Genomic DNA, 13708 nt, shown 5'->3' on the forward strand with positions numbered 1-13708 from the left:
CTCACCAGTAGCTTGAATGTCAGCCCCCACGCTCCCCCGAGGGCTCTCGGAGCGCGTGCACGGAGGGCGACTCAGACGAGGCCGGTGACCGTGACGGTGATCCGGGGCGTGCCCGGCTCGCCGGTCACCAGGCCGACGGCCTCGGCCGCCGCCGAGGCCACCTCCCGGGTCACGTCCAGGGTCCGCCGTCCCCGGTGCAGGACCACGTACACCTCCACGCTCCAGCTCCGGCTGTCCTTCTCCCGCCGCACCTGCACGCCCGCGGAGCCCGCCGGGGTGCTGGGGAGACCACGTCTCAGGACGGACGACGACCGCAGGAGGTCCGCCAGACCGGGCCGCAGGAAGGCGACCCCGGGAGTGCCGAGGACCGCCTCTATGACGGCGTCGGCCACCCCGCGCGAAACGTCTCGATCACTCACCGCTGCCGCCCTTCCGCGCTGTCGTCATCCGCGTCGTCGATGAGGTCGCTGATCGTCACGTCGACGACCGCGACCCGCATCCCCAGTTCCGCGTCCACCGCGTCGAGGACCCGGCCGCGCACCCGGTCGGCGACCTCCGGCAGGTTCCAGGGGAGCGGGACCTGCACCTCGACGCGGATCCTGACCGGCCCGCGCGCGAGGCGTCCCGCGGGCGCGGGGGCCGCGGCCTCGTCCAGCGGGCCGATGCGGCAGCTTCCCGCGCGCACACCCGGCAGGGACTCCGCGGCGGCCCGCACCGTCCTGGCCGCCGCGGCCTCCACGATCCACGCGTCCTCGTCCTCGTCACCCAGGGGCAGCGTCCTGCCCGGCCGCAGTTCCAGCCGCACCACGTCCATGACACGGCCGGTGAGCGCGGAGGTGTCCTGCTCGCGCGGTGAGGTGTCGCGTGCCTCGGTGACGATCCCTTCCAGCTGTCGCAGGGCGTCCAGGGCCTGCGTGCAGTGCGGGCAGCCGTCGGCGTGGGGGTCGGCCGCGCCCGCCTCCCACTGTTCCCACACCTGCGACAACTCGCGTCCGCAGGGCAGCAGCTCGTCCTCGGACAGCACTCCGAAGCCCGCCTCCCGCTCGTCGTCCGGTACGGATTCCCCGTTCATCGCCATGCGGCCATCGCCTCCGTCAGATAGCGCCGCGCCCGGAAGACACGGGCGCGGACCGCCTCCGTACTGATCCCGACCGTCGCGGCGATGGACTCGTACGATGCGCCGTCCAGCTCCCGCAGCACCCAGCACACCCGCTGCTCCGGCGAGAGGCCTTCCATCGCCCGCGCCAGGTCGGCCACCGCGGCGTGCCCCTCGGCCACCCGTGCGGGCGAGACCTCGTGCTCCGGAGCGGCCGGCTCGGGCAGCCCGTCCAACGCCACGACGGGCCGCCGCGAGCGCAGCACGTTCAGGCAGCGATTGGTGACGATGCGGTAGATCCACGTACCGAACTGCGCGTCCCTGCGGAACTCCGGCAGCTTGCGCCAGGCGCTGACGAAGGACTCCTGCACGGCGTCCTCCGCCTCCGGGCGGCTCCCGAGCAGGCGCGTGGCAAGGCGCAGCGCCATCGGTGCGTGCCGGTGCACGAGGGCCTCGAAGGCCTCCTCGTCACCCTCCGCCGCCCGCACCGCGAGCAGTCCGTCGTCACGTCTCTCGGACGTGTCCGCCTCGTCGGCTGTTCCGCCCCGGTCGCCCGGCACACGCGGCTCCTCTCACTTCGGTCGCGCTCGTACGACACCCGCAGGGCCCACCGCGTTATGCGGCCCAGGAAAGTTACCTCCCGCGCGAGGAAATTCCGGTGAGGCGCGTAACGGACCCGGGGTACTCGGGTCGGAGCAGAGGACGAGCCCGACAACCCCGACGACTCCGAGGAGATGCCACCATGACGACGCAGGACCTCACTTCGAAACCGGGCGTGCCCGGCAGCGCCGAGAAGGAACTCACCGGCGAGACCCGCAGGAACGCGCCCGGAGCCATCACCGTCAGCGGAGTCACCGGCGCGGCCCAGCCGGCGGCGACGCGGGGCAAGACGTCCATCGCCGACGTCGTGGTCGTGAAGATCGCCGGCATGGCGGCCCGCGAGATCCCGGGCGTGTTCGACATGGGCGGCGGCCTGTCCCGCACCATCGGCGCCGTCCGCGACCGTGTCCCCGGCGGGCGCCCCAACGTCGGCCGCGGGGTCAAGGTCGAGGTCGGCGAGCGGCAGACCGCGATCGACCTCGACATCGTCGTCGAGTACGGCGCGCCCATCACGGACGTCGCCCACGAGGTGCGCGAGAACGTCATCTCGGCGGTGGAGCGCATCACCGGCCTCGAGGTGGTCGAGGTGAACGTCGCCGTCAACGACGTCCATCTGCCCGAGGACGACAACACGGACTCCGGCGCCGAGACGCGCGTCGAGTAGCCCGTCGATGGTCCAGGACGTCCCCTTCTGCGGTGTGAGGTGAGTGGTGAGCACAGCTCTGGTCGGCCTGATGGCGGGCATGGCCCTGGGATTCGCCGGGTGGTTCGGCGGCTTCGGCGCGTTCCTCCTGGTCGCCGCGCTCGGCGCGGTCGGCTTCGTCCTGGGTCGTCTCGTCGACGACGGCACGGACGTACGCGCCTTCATCGGCGGGCGTGACCGGGAGCACCGATGACCGCGCCCGCGGCACAGCGCGGCACGACGACCGTGGCGGACCGCGCGGTACGCCGCATCGCGGAACGCGCCGCGACGGAGGCTCCGGCCTCCGGCGCGGTGGAGGTCCGCAAAGGGTCGGCGGCCGTACGCGGCCGTCGCGCTCGCGTCGACGTCACCGTGACCCTGCCCTACCCCGCGGTGCTCGACGAGTCGGGCGAGAGCGTGCGCTCGCACGTCACCGAGCGCACCGCCCTGCTCACCGGCCTCACCGTGTCCTCGGCGCGGATCCGCGTCCGGGGTCTTTCGCGCCGCGAGCTGTCCGCCGGGCAGCGCGCGGCGCCGGTCGAGGTCCCCACGGTTCGCGCACACCGCCCGTGGTCCCAACGCCGCCTGCCCGTAGGCGTGTTGACGCTGCTCGCGGCCCTGGTCTGCGGAGTGCTCCTGTACGACGTGGTGTCGGTGCACGCCGCCGAGAACACTCCCGCGCGGTGGCGGACCGACGCGATGACGTGGCTCTCCACACATGGCCCGGACAGCGCCGCGACCACCGGTGTTCTCGCGGCGATCGGTGTGCTCGCGCTCGGCGTGTGGCTGCTGGTCCTCGCCGTCACACCGGGCAGGCGCGGCGTCCTGCCGATGCGGCCGCCGCTGACGGGGGTGCGCGCGGCCTTGGACCGCCGGGCGGTCGCGGCCCTCCTGCGGGATGCCGTGACCGACGTACCGGGCGTCGGCCGGGTCCAGGTCAGGGTCGGCCGCCGTACGGCACGGGTGCGTGCCGGGCTCGGGTTCGGCGAACTGGCGGGCGTGCGGCGGGCGGTGACCGAGGCCGCCGATGCGGCGGCCACCGGGCTCGGACTCGCCAGGCCGCTGCGGCTGCGCGTGCGGCTGAGCACGGAACCCGCCTGGCGCGCCCCGGCGGATTCCGGTCCCGCGGCGAGGTCCGGGGGCGAGCCCGGCAAGGCGGAGAGGAGCACGCCCGATGAGCCGACTCCGTAACAGCACGAACCGCTCAACCCTGTTCTGCGCGGCAGCAGTTGTCCTGCTCGCGGGGTCCGTACTGGCGTCCGCGGCGGCTCCCGTCCGCGAGCGGCTGCCGTCGGCACTGCCCCGCGTCGGCACGGACCGGGTGTGGCTGGACGAGGAGACGCTCGGCCGCTGGCGCGATCACGACTGGTGGACGCCCGTCGTGATCACGGCACTGGCGGTCGGCGCCGTCCTGTTCCTCTGCTGGGCCGCGGCCCAGGTCCGCACCGGCCGCCCGCGCGAACTGCCGCTCGGGCAACCGGGCGTCACCCTCTCGGCCAAGGCGCTGGCCTCCGTCATGACCGACCGCGCCCGAGCGGTCGACGGCGTGACCCGCGCCCATGTACGGCTGCTCGGGCGTCCCCGGCGGCTGCGCGCCCGCATCACGCTGGTCCTGGACCCCGACGGCTCCCCGGAGGCGGTGCTGCGCGAGCTCGCCGGGGGCACCATCGCCGAGGCACGGGCGGCTGCGGCACCCCGCGTCCTGGAGGCCGACGTGCGCGTCACGACCCGGGCACACCGGGCGCGACGCATCCACTGAGCGGACTACAGGGCTTCCAGCGTGGTGCGGAGGTCGGCGGCGCGAGGGCGGTTGTGCGGAAGCCTGGCGAGGACGGCGGCCATGCCGCAGGTGTCGGTGACGGCGGAGAAGACCAGGCCGGCGCCGACACCCGCGGCCAGCCAGCGCGCGGGCCGGAAGCGGCTGCTCGCGGCGAGGCCAAGCACGACCAGGGACCCGGCGGCGAGCCGCACCTGACGCTCCATCGGCCAGGCCGTCGGCGCCCCCTCGGAGGGGTGCAGGGGGTGCCCCTCAGCGGCCCAGGCCGTGGTGCCGCCGGAGAGGGTGGCTGCGGGGATGTCCGCGGCGGCCAGCTCGTCGCACGCGGCGGCGGAGCGGTTCCCGGAGGCGCAGACCATCAGGAGCTCGCCACGGGCGGCGGCGGCCTTGAGCTCGGGCAGCGCCATGTGCAGGTGGTCGACGGGGATGTTGTGGGCTCCGGGAAGGTGCCCGGAGGCGTACTCACCGGGGGTGCGCACGTCGATGACGGTGTAGCGGTCCAGACGGGCGGCCGCCTGGGCGGGCGCCAGATCGGTGGGGGGAGTCATGTGGGGCTGTCCTTTCGTTGAGCCAAGGCTCTCACCCTCGCAGGCTACAATACCCCCAGGGGTATTATTGGAGGTGGCAGCGCGTGCAGCTCGAGATGGCGGCCGATGAGCTGAGGTCCGTACTGAACCGGCTGCGCCGGGCGCAGGGACAGATCGCCGGCATCATCAAGATGGTCGAGGACGGCAGGGACTGCGAGGACGTGATCACACAGTTGGCCGCGGTCTCCCGCGCGCTGGACCGGGCCGGATTCGCGATCATCGCGACGGGACTCCAGCACTGCATGGCCGAGGGTGAGCAGTCCCCCGGCGACCGCGACGCGATGCGGGCGCGCCTGGAGAAGCTCTTCCTCTCCCTGGCCTGAGCGACGGAAGCCTCCGCCGCCCCGGGGCAGGGGCGGCGGAGGCGATCGGGGCAGCGGTCCTCGTCAGCTCTTCGGCATCAGGACCGTGTCGACGATGTAGACCGTGGCGTTGGCCGTCGGGACGTTGCCGCAGACGACGTTCGACGTGTCGTTGACCTTGTACTCCGTGCCGGAGCCCGCGGTGGTGAGCTTGCTCTTCTCCAGCGTCTCGAAGGAGCCGTTCTCCAGCTGCTGCGGCGTCAGCTTCTTGCCCACCACGTGGTAGGTGAGGATCTTGGTCAGCTGGGCCTTGTCGTTGAGCACCTTGTCGAGGTCCGCCTTGGGGATCTTGGCGAACGCGTCGTTGGTGGGCGCGAACACCGTGATGTTCTCGGCGTTGTTCAGGGTGTCCACGAGGCCGGCCTTCTTGACCGCCGTGACCAGCGTGGACAGCTCCGGGTTGTTCGACGCGGCGGTGGCGACCGGGTCCTTCGCCATCCCGTCGAACGAGCCCGCGCCGCTCTTGGGAACCGACGAACAGGCAGGTCCGAACGGCTCGTTCGCGGTCATGGCGTCGTCCGACTCGGTCTCCTGCGCGCTGGGCGTGGAGTCCGCGGCCTTGGTGTCCTTGTCGCCGCTGTCCGAGCAGGCCGTCAGGGCGATCGGCAGCACCGCCGCGGCGGCGACGGCGACCGCGGCACGGCGGATTCGGGTGGAGTACATGGACATGGTCTTCTCCTTGCGTCGTTGCATGCATGGGGGTGGCGGGGAGCAGGCGGCGTCAGGGCACGGGGACCACCGCCCTGTACCGGCCGAGCGCACCGTCGTGAGCGGTCCCGGCGGGCCGGGCACCGAGCTCTCGGCGCATCGGCCGCGCGCGCCGTCCCCACGTCTTCCGTTCTTCGCTCACACAGGGGATTCGGTACGGAGAGGGCCGGGGATTGGTCCCGGATCCGCATTCACCCGATCGGGCACTCGAGCCACTCCGGTTGCCGAGCGGCCGGTGGACGGTCAGGCGTCGCGGGCCTGCTCGAAGCGGGCGCGGGCCTCCGCAAGTTCGACGACCGGTTCGGGGTAGTCGAGTTCCGCCCGGTCGCGGTCCGGGAGCTTCCATGGCTCGTGGACGTACCGGTCGGGAACCTCCGCGAGTTCGGGCACCCAGCGGCGTACGTAGGTGCCGCCCGGGTCGAAACGCTTGCCCTGGATGACGGGGTTGAGGACCCGGTTGGGGCGGGTGTCGGTGCCGGTGCCCGCCGCCCACTGCCAGTTCATCTGGTTGTTGGCGACGTCGCCGTCCACCAGGAGGCTCAGGAAGTGCCTGGCGCCCACCCGCCAGTCGACGTAGAGGGTCTTGGTGAGGAAGCTGGCCACCACCAGGCGCCCCCGGTTGTGCATCCAGCCCTCGTGGCGCAGCTGTCGCATCGCCGCGTCGACGAAGGGATAGCCGGTGCGCCCCTCGATCCAGGCGTTGATCTCCTTCTCGTTGGTGCGCCACCGGTCGCCGTGCGGGCGGTAGTCCTTGCCCGCCGCGTCCGGGCGGGCCGCGAGGACCTGGTGGTGGAAGTCCCGCCAGGCCAACTGCCGGACGAACGCCTGCGCACCCGACGAGCCCTCGTGCCCCGCCCCGTGGATGACCTCGGCCGCCGACAGGGTGCCGAAGTGGAGGTGGGGCGAGAGGCGTGACGTCGCGTCACCGGCGACGTCGTCCTGGCCGTCCTCGTACCCCTCGATCCCGCCGGTGAGCCAGGCCCGCAGCAGCCGTCGCCCGGCCTCCTCGCCGCCGGTGCCGAGGCCCGGTGAGACGCCGGTGATCTCCGCACGCGGCAGCACCGGGTCCGACTCCACGTCGGCGACCCGCACCTTGCGCGGGGCGGCCAGAACGTCCCGGACCCCTTCCGACGTCCAGCGCCGGAAGTACGGCGTGAACACCGCGTAGTGGTCCTTGCCGGTCGGGAGCACTTCCCCCGGAGCGACGGCCGTGATGACCGCGTCGTGCACGACCAGTTCGCAGTCGGTGTCGTCGAGCGCGGTCCGCAGCCGCTCCTCGCGCCGCGTCGCGTAACGGCTCACACCTCCCGAGACATGCAGCCGCTCCGCCCCGCTCTCCTTCACCACCCGGCGGACCTGGTCGACGACATCACCGCTGCGGACCACCAGGCGACCACCGCGCTTGCGGAGCCCCGAGTCGAGATCCCGCAGGCAGTCGGCGAGAAAGGCACGCCGGTTCGGCACGGCGAAACCCGTGCCGCGCACCCCCTCGTCGTACACGAACAGCGGGACGATCCGGTCCGCTTCGTGCAGTGCGGCCCGCAGCGGCGGATGGTCGTGCAGGCGCAGGTCGGAGGTGAACAGGACGATCGATACAGTCACTTTCTGCGGCTCCTCATGCCGTGGGGAAGTTCATCAGGGCCACCGGGTCGGACGTCGGCTCCTCGGAGCCACCCGCCGGCTCCACGGTGATGCCGATGCCGGACGCCTGGTCCACCGGGCCGTCCAGGAGCACCGCCTCGGTGCTGCGGCCCGGATTCATCAGGCCTGCCGAGCGCATCGATCCGTCGTCGTTGAACCAGAGTTGGTAGACCTTGCCGGACGGCGGCTCGGGCATCCTGGCCGCCACGAAGGCCGCTTGGTTCCGGCTCTTGGCCACCACGACCGTGCCGGTCGCGCCGTCGGAGAGCTTCTTGGTCGCGGCCTTGGCGTCCGGCGCCGCGAGCACCTGGGCCAGCTGCTCGGTCTGGCGCCTGGCCTCCTGCTCGCGCTGTCCCGCCTCGTCGGCCCGCTGATGCTGCCATACGGCGATGCCACCGAACCCCGCGGCGGCCGCCAGGCACGCGGCGAGGGCGAAGCGGGACAGGCGCCGCCCGACGCCCGTGCCACCGGTGGTCTTTCCGGTCGTGGGCGTGTGCGGCGGCTGCTGGCGGACCGTGGCGATGCGCCGCAGCACCTCGGCCCTCATGTCCGCGGGCGGGGTGACGGAGACGGCGCGGGCGAGACGCCCCGCCGTGGCGGCCAGTTCACGCACCTCCTGGGCACATGCCTCGCACGCCTCCAGGTGCCGCTCGAACTCCGTGCGTTCCTCCTCCGAGAGGGCGTGCAGGACGTACGCACCCGTCAGTGTGTGCAGGTCGGCGGCGCTCATGCGCTCACCCCCAGGCAGTCGCGCAGCCGGATGAGACCGTCGCGCAGCCGGGTCTTGACCGTCCCCAGGGGCACGGCGAGGAGCTCGCCGACCTCCCGGTAGGTCAGTCCCCGGTAGTAGGCCAGCGTGACCGACTGCCGCTGCAGTTCGGTCAGGGTGCGCAGACAGCGGCGCACCTGTTCGCGCTCGAGGCGTGTCTCCACCTGCTCGCTCACCTCGTCGAAGGCCGGGGTGCGTTCGAGCAGTGCCGCCTTGTGGTCGCGCTCGGTCGACGCCTGGACTGACCGCACGCGGTCCACCGCCCTGCGGTGCGCCATCGTCAGGACCCAGTTCATGACACTCCCCCGTTCCTGCCGGTAGCGGGCGGCCGACCGCCACACCTCCACCAGCACTTCCTGGGCGACCTCTTCGGACTGGGCCGGGTCGCGCAGCACCGTGCGCACGAGCCCGAGGACGGGAGAGCAGATCGCGTCGTACAGCGAGGCGAAGGCCTGTTGGTCGCCGCGCGCCACCCTGCTGAGCAGCTCAGCGAGATCGGGGCCCGCGGAGGGAGCCCCGCTGATGTGTACCACTTCGTTCACCCGGTGATCCTCCTGGACGCTGGTCGCCTTCAGAGGTGATTCGGAGCCGTTGCGCCGCCGGATTGCCCGTGGGTCACGATTTCTGGGTGCTTTTGGCGGTGCGCTGTTCGGCCGTACGTGTGATGTTGCGGGCCATGCCGCCGAAGACGAGCGCGTGGAACGGCGAGACGCTCCACCAGTACGCGTGGCCGAGGAGGCCGTGCGGGTGGAAGAGCGCCCGCTGGCGGTAGCGGGTGCGTCCCCTGCCGTCCTCGTCCGCGCGCATCTCGAGCCAGGCGAGGCCCGGCAGCCGCATCTCGGCCCGCAGCCGGAGCAGCCGTCCCGGTTCGATCTCCTCGACGCGCCAGAAGTCCAGCGAGTCCCCCACCCGCAGCCGCTGGGCGTCGCGGCGTCCCCGTCTCAGCCCGACCCCGCCGACGAGCCGGTCGAGCCAGCCGCGCACCGCCCAGGCGAGCGGGAAGGAGTACCAGCCGTTGTCGCCGCCCACGCCTTCCACGACGCCCCACAGGGCCTGCGGCGAGGCGTCGACGGTCCGTTCCCTGCTGTCGGAGTAGAGGCTGCCGCCCGCCCAGTCGGGGTCGGTGGGCAGCGGATCGCTGGGGGCACCGGGCACCGAAGCGGACGACCAACGGGTGCTGACCTGGGCGTCCTTCACGCGTTCGAGGGCCAGTGCGAGCGCCCTGTCGAAGCTGATCGGGGCGCCGGGCGCGTCGGGCACGTACCGGGCGATGTCGTGTTCGTGGCAGATGACCTCGTGCCGCAGGGATTCCGCCAGCGGCCGGGCGATCGAGGCCGGTACGGGGGTGATCAGTCCGACCCAGTGGCTGGAGAGACCCGGGGACAGCATGGGCACCGGCAGGATGAGGCGGTGCGGCAGCTGCGCCACGGCCGCGTACCTGCCCATCATGTCGCGGTAGGTGACGACGTCGGGGCCGCCGATGTCGAAGGTGCGGTTGACGTCGTCGGGCATGGTGGCGCTGCCCACGAGGTAGCGCAGGACGTCGCGCACCGCGATGGGCTGGATCCTGGTGCGCACCCAGCTCGGGGTGACCATGACCGGCAGGCGCTCGGTGAGGTAGCGCAGCATCTCGAAGGACGCGGAGCCGGAGCCGATGATCACGGCGGCGCGGAGCACGGTGGCCGGGACGCCGGATTCCATGAGGATCCGGCCCACTTCGGCCCGTGAGCGCAGATGCGGGGAGAGGTCCCTCTCCGGGATGCCCTCGGGGGTCAGACCGCCCAGGTACACGATGCGTCGTACGCCCGCGGCGCGGGCCTGCTCGGCGAAGATGCGGGCCGCTTTCCGGTCCGTCTCCTCGAAGCCGGATCCGGTGCCGAGCGCGTGGATGAGGTAGTACGCGACGTCGATGTCCCGCATGGCGTCGCCGACCGACTCCGCGTCGGAGGCATCGCCCCGCACCACCTCGGCCCGCCCGGCCCAGGGGTAGTCGCGCAGCTTCCCCGGCGAGCGGGCCATGCACCGCACCTGGTGTCCCGCGTCGAGCAGTTCGGGAACGAGCCGCCCCCCGATGTATCCGGTCGCCCCGGTCACCAGGCAGCGCAGCCCCTTCGCGCCCTCGCCGCCCTTGCCGCTGTCGCCGCTGTCGCGACTGTCCATGGGAGCCTCCGGCCTCGAACGATGTCCTCGCCTCCCCACCTTCCCCCGGATGTGGCCCGTACCGCTCACTCAGCGCGCCGTGCGCGGGCCCTGTGCGCGGGCCCTGCGCGCGGACCCCCGAATCAGCGGGAGGGCGTGCGCGCGGGCGGCCGTGCGGTGCTCTCGCGCAGGACGAGCCGGGTGGGCACCAGCGTGGTGCCGCGCTCCGGGGCGCTCTGCCGCATCTGGCGCAGAACTCCCTCGACGCAGCGGCGCCCGACTTCGGCGAAGTCCTGGTGGACGGTCGTCAGGGGAGGCAGGAAGGAACCGGACTCGGGGATGTCGTCGAAGCCGATGACGCTGACGTCCTCCGGCACCCTGCGGCCGCGCTCGTGCAGGGCGCGCAGCAGGCCCAGTGCCATCTGGTCGTTCGCTGCGAACACGGCGGTGCAATCTTGCTGGTCGGCGATCCCGAGACCTGCCCGGTAGCCCGAATCCGCCGACCAGTCGCCGCGCACGAGGGGCGGCACGACGCATCCGGCCGCTTCGAGCGTCGCGTGCCAGGCGTCGGCGCGGCGCTGCGCGGCGTAGGAGTCCTCGGGCCCGGCGAGGTGCCAGACCGTCCGGTGGCCGAGGTCGAGCAGGTGTCGTACGGCGTCGCGGGTGCCGCCCGCCTGGTCGGTGTCGACCACGGTGTAGCGGTCCCCGGCGTCCGAGTCGGCCACGACGACCTGGACGTGGGGCGGCAGGGAGAGGGCCGCCGCGTCGAGGAGGTGCTTCTCCATGATGACGATGACGGCGTCGACGGCGAGTTCCCCGAGGCGGGAGAAGGCGCCGCGCACCTCGTCCTGCGTGGGTACGGCGACGGGGAGCAGGGTGACGGCGTAGCCCTCCTGCGCGGCAGAGGTGGCGATCGCGTCGATGGTGCGTACGTTGCCGGTGGTGGAGAGGGTGAAGGTGATCAGGCCGATGGTGCGGAACTCGCCGCGTTTGAGTGCGCGGGCGGCGCTGTTGGGCCGGTAGCCGAGTTCCTTCATGGCGGCGAGGACCTGCTGCCGGGTCTCTTCGTTGACGCCCGGGAACCCGTTCGAGACGCGGGAGACGGTCTGCGAGGAGACGCCGGCGAGCCGGGCCACGTCGGCCATGGACGCGCTCTGCCCGCGGCGCGCGGCCCGCTCCCGTCCGCCCGGGCTGCCGCTCGCCGAAGTGTTCCGTGTTGCTTCCACTGTCTCCCTCGCCGCGTGTGTCCCGGTCTTCTCGGACGACCCTTGACCGTCGCCAACGGGCAGTGTAGACATTCCGCCACCGAATGTTTACGTAAACATAACACCCCGCGATGCTCGGCTCATGCCCTTGTCACAGCGTGATGTTTACGCAAACATCGCGCCACGTGACGCCTGCTCCGAGACGGACGAGCGAGATGGACGAGCGAGGAACGACATGACGACGCTTCACCTGCAGCGGGACGCCGAACGGCGTCCCGCCCGGCCTCCGTCACCGGGGAACCGCCGCTCCTGGACGGGCTGGGGGTTCATCGGCCCCTTCGTGGCGGTGTTCGCCCTGGTCTTCCTCGCCCCCCTCGCCTACTCGGTCTACTTGAGCCTGTTCCGCGACCAGCTCATCGGCGGCACGACGTTCGTGGGCCTCGACAACTACCAACAGGCCCTGACCGACGGCCGGTTCTGGGAATCCCTGGGCCGGGTGTCCCTGTTCCTCGCGGTCCAGGTCCCGATCATGCTGGGCATCGCCCTGCTCGTGGCCCTCGCCCTGGACAGCGGCCGCCTCTACGGCAAGGACTTCTTCCGGATCTCGGTCTTCCTGCCCTATGCCGTGCCCGCCGTGGTGGCCTCGCTGATGTGGGGCTTCCTGTACGGCACCCGCTTCGGACTCGTGGGCGACATCAACGACGCCCTGGGCGTCTCCCTGCCCGATCCGCTCTCGCCCTCGCTGGTCCTCGCGTCGATCGGCAACATCGTCACCTGGGAGTTCGTGGGCTACAACATGCTGATCTTCTACTCCGCGCTCCGCGTCGTCCCGCACTCCCTGTACGAGGCCGCGGAGATCGACGGCGCCGGTCAGCTCCGCGTCATCACGGCCATCAAACTCCCCGCGATCCGCGGCGCGTTGGTCATCGCGACGATCTTCTCGATCATCGGCAGCTTCCAGCTGTTCAACGAGCCGAGCATCCTGCAGAACCTCGCGCCCAACGCCATCACCACCGATTACACCCCGAACCTCTACACGTACTCGCTGTCCTTCTCGGGCCAACAGCAGAACTACTCCGCGACGGTCGCCATCGTCATGGGCCTGATCACGATGGTCATCGCCTACGTCGTCCAGCTGCGCGGCATGCGCAAGGGAGCGTGACCCGATGACCGGACCGAGCAGCCCCGTCACCACCGCTCCCCCGACCGCCTCCGCGCCCACCCGCCCCCGGGGCGCCGCACCCCGCCTCCGGACCCCTCGCGTCCGCGCCTCCCGGCGGCACACCGCGGGCCGGCCCCGGCGCAGTGTCCTGCTCACCGCGCTGACCGGCCTCGTCCTGCTCTACAGCCTGATACCGCTGCTGTGGCTGGTCATCAGCGCCACCAAGACCCAGGAGGGTCTCGCCGGTTCGTTCGGTCTGTGGTTCGGCGGGGACTTCGCCCTGTGGGACAACATCAGCTCGACGTTCACGTACGACGACGGCGTCTTCACCCGCTGGTTCCTGAACACTCTGCTGTACGTCGTGGTCGGCGCCGGGGGTGCCACCTTCCTCGCGGTCCTGGGCGGTTACGCCCTCGCGAAGTTCGACTTCCCCGGCAAACGGGCCGTCTTCGCGGTCGTCATCGGCGCCGTCGCGGTCCCGGGTACGGCTCTGGCGGTGCCCACCTTCCTGATGTTCAGCAAGATGGGCCTCACCGACACCCCCTGGGCCGTCCTGATCCCCTCGCTCATCTCGCCCTTCGGCCTCTATCTGATGTGGGTGTTCGCCACCGAGGCCATCCCCACCGAGCTGATGGAGGCCGCCCGCATCGACGGGGCGAGCGAGCTGCGCACCTTCTTCAAGGTCGCCCTGCCGTTGCTCGCGCCCGGCACCGTGACCGTCCTGCTCTTCACGATGGTCGCGACCTGGAACAACTACTTCCTGCCGCTGATCATGCTCAAGGACCCGGACTGGTACCCGCTGACCCTGGGCCTCAAGAGCTGGAACGCCCAGGCCGCGACAGCGGGCGGCGATCCCGTCTTCCATCTCGTGATCACCGGCTCGCTGATCACCGTTCTGCCGCTGATCGCCGCGTTCCTGCTGCTCCAGAAGTACTGGCAGTCCGGACTCGCCGCCGGAAGCGTCAAGGAGTAACACCCGC

The 13708-nt window shown here is 71.8% G+C and carries 17 protein-coding genes; 7 read left to right on the forward strand and 10 right to left on the reverse strand.

Going from position 1 to position 13708, the window contains the following annotated elements:
• Positions 1 to 71: 71 nt before the first annotated feature.
• The 3 genes from ACWGIH_RS05610 to ACWGIH_RS05620 are packed head-to-tail and all read right to left on the reverse strand — an operon-like array spanning position 72 to position 1656.
• Complete coding sequence (locus tag ACWGIH_RS05610; protein WP_453451262.1) at positions 72 to 419, reverse strand: Asp23/Gls24 family envelope stress response protein; 348 nt, start codon at positions 417 to 419, stop codon at positions 72 to 74.
• On the reverse strand, positions 416 to 1078 hold the full coding sequence (locus ACWGIH_RS05615; protein WP_453451263.1) for an Asp23/Gls24 family envelope stress response protein: 663 nt from the start codon (positions 1076 to 1078) through the stop codon (positions 416 to 418). Before ACWGIH_RS05615 ends, ACWGIH_RS05610 begins: the two co-directional genes overlap by 4 nt.
• On the reverse strand, positions 1069 to 1656 hold the full coding sequence (locus ACWGIH_RS05620; protein WP_453451264.1) for an RNA polymerase sigma factor: 588 nt from the start codon (positions 1654 to 1656) through the stop codon (positions 1069 to 1071). The genes ACWGIH_RS05615 and ACWGIH_RS05620 overlap by 10 nt, the downstream gene beginning before the upstream one ends.
• A 182-nt stretch (positions 1657 to 1838) precedes the next feature.
• Here ACWGIH_RS05620 and ACWGIH_RS05625 point away from each other — a divergent pair, with 182 nt between their 5' ends.
• Genes ACWGIH_RS05625 through ACWGIH_RS05640 form a run of 4 tightly spaced genes read left to right on the forward strand, consistent with a single transcriptional unit; the run spans position 1839 to position 4137 of the window.
• The gene (locus ACWGIH_RS05625) at positions 1839 to 2360 is read left to right on the forward strand and encodes an Asp23/Gls24 family envelope stress response protein (protein ID WP_453451265.1); all 522 of its coding nucleotides are present in this window, start codon (positions 1839 to 1841) and stop codon (positions 2358 to 2360) included.
• Positions 2361 to 2406: 46 nt separating this feature from the next.
• Positions 2407 to 2592, forward strand: coding sequence for a hypothetical protein (locus ACWGIH_RS05630; RefSeq protein ID WP_453451266.1), 186 nt, complete (start codon positions 2407 to 2409; stop codon positions 2590 to 2592).
• Positions 2589 to 3569: a DUF6286 domain-containing Asp23/Gls24 family envelope stress response protein gene (locus tag ACWGIH_RS05635; RefSeq protein ID WP_453451267.1), complete on the forward strand. Its 981-nt coding sequence runs from the start codon at positions 2589 to 2591 to the stop codon at positions 3567 to 3569. Before ACWGIH_RS05630 ends, ACWGIH_RS05635 begins: the two co-directional genes overlap by 4 nt.
• Positions 3553 to 4137, forward strand: a complete 585-nt coding sequence (locus ACWGIH_RS05640; protein WP_453451268.1) for a hypothetical protein — start codon at positions 3553 to 3555, stop codon at positions 4135 to 4137. Before ACWGIH_RS05635 ends, ACWGIH_RS05640 begins: the two co-directional genes overlap by 17 nt.
• 5 nt (positions 4138 to 4142) lie before the next feature.
• Here the strand turns inward: ACWGIH_RS05640 and ACWGIH_RS05645 are convergent, their stop codons facing one another.
• Positions 4143 to 4703, reverse strand: a complete 561-nt coding sequence (locus tag ACWGIH_RS05645; protein WP_453451269.1) for a rhodanese-like domain-containing protein — start codon at positions 4701 to 4703, stop codon at positions 4143 to 4145.
• Between the two features lie 83 nt (positions 4704 to 4786).
• Here ACWGIH_RS05645 and ACWGIH_RS05650 point away from each other — a divergent pair, with 83 nt between their 5' ends.
• On the forward strand, positions 4787 to 5065 hold the full coding sequence (locus tag ACWGIH_RS05650) for a metal-sensitive transcriptional regulator (RefSeq protein WP_453451270.1): 279 nt from the start codon (positions 4787 to 4789) through the stop codon (positions 5063 to 5065).
• Between the two features lie 63 nt (positions 5066 to 5128).
• Here ACWGIH_RS05650 and ACWGIH_RS05655 read toward each other — a convergent pair whose 3' ends face one another.
• The 6 genes from ACWGIH_RS05655 to ACWGIH_RS05680 form a co-directional block, all read right to left on the reverse strand.
• Positions 5129 to 5767: a fasciclin domain-containing protein gene (locus ACWGIH_RS05655; protein ID WP_453451301.1), complete on the reverse strand. Its 639-nt coding sequence runs from the start codon at positions 5765 to 5767 to the stop codon at positions 5129 to 5131.
• A 288-nt stretch (positions 5768 to 6055) separates the two neighbouring features.
• Positions 6056 to 7414 carry a cryptochrome/photolyase family protein gene (locus ACWGIH_RS05660; RefSeq protein ID WP_453451271.1) on the reverse strand — a complete coding sequence of 453 codons (1359 nt, stop codon included), beginning with the start codon at positions 7412 to 7414 and terminating at the stop codon, positions 6056 to 6058.
• A gap of 13 nt (positions 7415 to 7427) precedes the next feature.
• Positions 7428 to 8183, reverse strand: a complete 756-nt coding sequence (locus ACWGIH_RS05665) for an anti-sigma factor (RefSeq protein WP_453451273.1) — start codon at positions 8181 to 8183, stop codon at positions 7428 to 7430.
• A complete protein-coding gene (locus tag ACWGIH_RS05670) occupies positions 8180 to 8764 on the reverse strand; it encodes a sigma-70 family RNA polymerase sigma factor (RefSeq protein ID WP_453451274.1) in 585 nt (194 codons plus the stop codon). The genes ACWGIH_RS05665 and ACWGIH_RS05670 overlap by 4 nt, the downstream gene beginning before the upstream one ends.
• A 73-nt stretch (positions 8765 to 8837) precedes the next feature.
• Positions 8838 to 10382, reverse strand: coding sequence for an SDR family oxidoreductase (locus ACWGIH_RS05675; protein ID WP_453451275.1), 1545 nt, complete (start codon positions 10380 to 10382; stop codon positions 8838 to 8840).
• Between the two features lie 122 nt (positions 10383 to 10504).
• Positions 10505 to 11506 carry a LacI family DNA-binding transcriptional regulator gene (locus tag ACWGIH_RS05680; protein WP_453451302.1) on the reverse strand — a complete coding sequence of 334 codons (1002 nt, stop codon included), beginning with the start codon at positions 11504 to 11506 and terminating at the stop codon, positions 10505 to 10507.
• Positions 11507 to 11801: 295 nt separating this feature from the next.
• Between ACWGIH_RS05680 and ACWGIH_RS05685 the strand changes: the two genes are divergently transcribed.
• Both ACWGIH_RS05685 and ACWGIH_RS05690 read left to right on the forward strand, forming a co-directional pair.
• A complete protein-coding gene (locus ACWGIH_RS05685; RefSeq protein WP_453451276.1) occupies positions 11802 to 12728 on the forward strand; it encodes a carbohydrate ABC transporter permease in 927 nt (308 codons plus the stop codon).
• A gap of 4 nt (positions 12729 to 12732) precedes the next feature.
• Positions 12733 to 13701 (forward strand): carbohydrate ABC transporter permease, encoded by a 969-nt coding sequence (locus ACWGIH_RS05690; RefSeq protein ID WP_453451277.1) that lies wholly within the window; start codon positions 12733 to 12735, stop codon positions 13699 to 13701.
• Positions 13702 to 13708 lie beyond the last annotated feature (7 nt).

The sequence above is a fragment of the Streptomyces sp. NPDC054872 genome, from assembly GCF_053610705.1.

Excerpts from the sequence above, each read along its gene's own strand:
- ACWGIH_RS05615 (WP_453451263.1), bottom strand. The coding sequence starts at position 1,078 with ATGGCGATGAACGGGGAATCCGTACCGGACGACGAGCGGGAGGCGGGC.
- ACWGIH_RS05625 (WP_453451265.1), top strand. The coding sequence starts at position 1,839 with ATGACGACGCAGGACCTCACTTCGAAACCGGGCGTGCCCGGCAGCGCC.
- ACWGIH_RS05635 (WP_453451267.1), top strand. The coding sequence starts at position 2,589 with ATGACCGCGCCCGCGGCACAGCGCGGCACGACGACCGTGGCGGACCGC.
- ACWGIH_RS05640 (WP_453451268.1), top strand. The coding sequence starts at position 3,553 with ATGAGCCGACTCCGTAACAGCACGAACCGCTCAACCCTGTTCTGCGCG.
- ACWGIH_RS05645 (WP_453451269.1), bottom strand. The coding sequence starts at position 4,703 with ATGACTCCCCCCACCGATCTGGCGCCCGCCCAGGCGGCCGCCCGTCTG.
- ACWGIH_RS05655 (WP_453451301.1), bottom strand. The coding sequence starts at position 5,767 with ATGTACTCCACCCGAATCCGCCGTGCCGCGGTCGCCGTCGCCGCCGCG.
- ACWGIH_RS05665 (WP_453451273.1), bottom strand. The coding sequence starts at position 8,183 with ATGAGCGCCGCCGACCTGCACACACTGACGGGTGCGTACGTCCTGCAC.
- ACWGIH_RS05675 (WP_453451275.1), bottom strand. The coding sequence starts at position 10,382 with ATGGACAGTCGCGACAGCGGCGACAGCGGCAAGGGCGGCGAGGGCGCG.
- ACWGIH_RS05680 (WP_453451302.1), bottom strand. The coding sequence starts at position 11,506 with ATGGCCGACGTGGCCCGGCTCGCCGGCGTCTCCTCGCAGACCGTCTCC.
- ACWGIH_RS05685 (WP_453451276.1), top strand. The coding sequence starts at position 11,802 with ATGACGACGCTTCACCTGCAGCGGGACGCCGAACGGCGTCCCGCCCGG.
- ACWGIH_RS05690 (WP_453451277.1), top strand. The coding sequence starts at position 12,733 with ATGACCGGACCGAGCAGCCCCGTCACCACCGCTCCCCCGACCGCCTCC.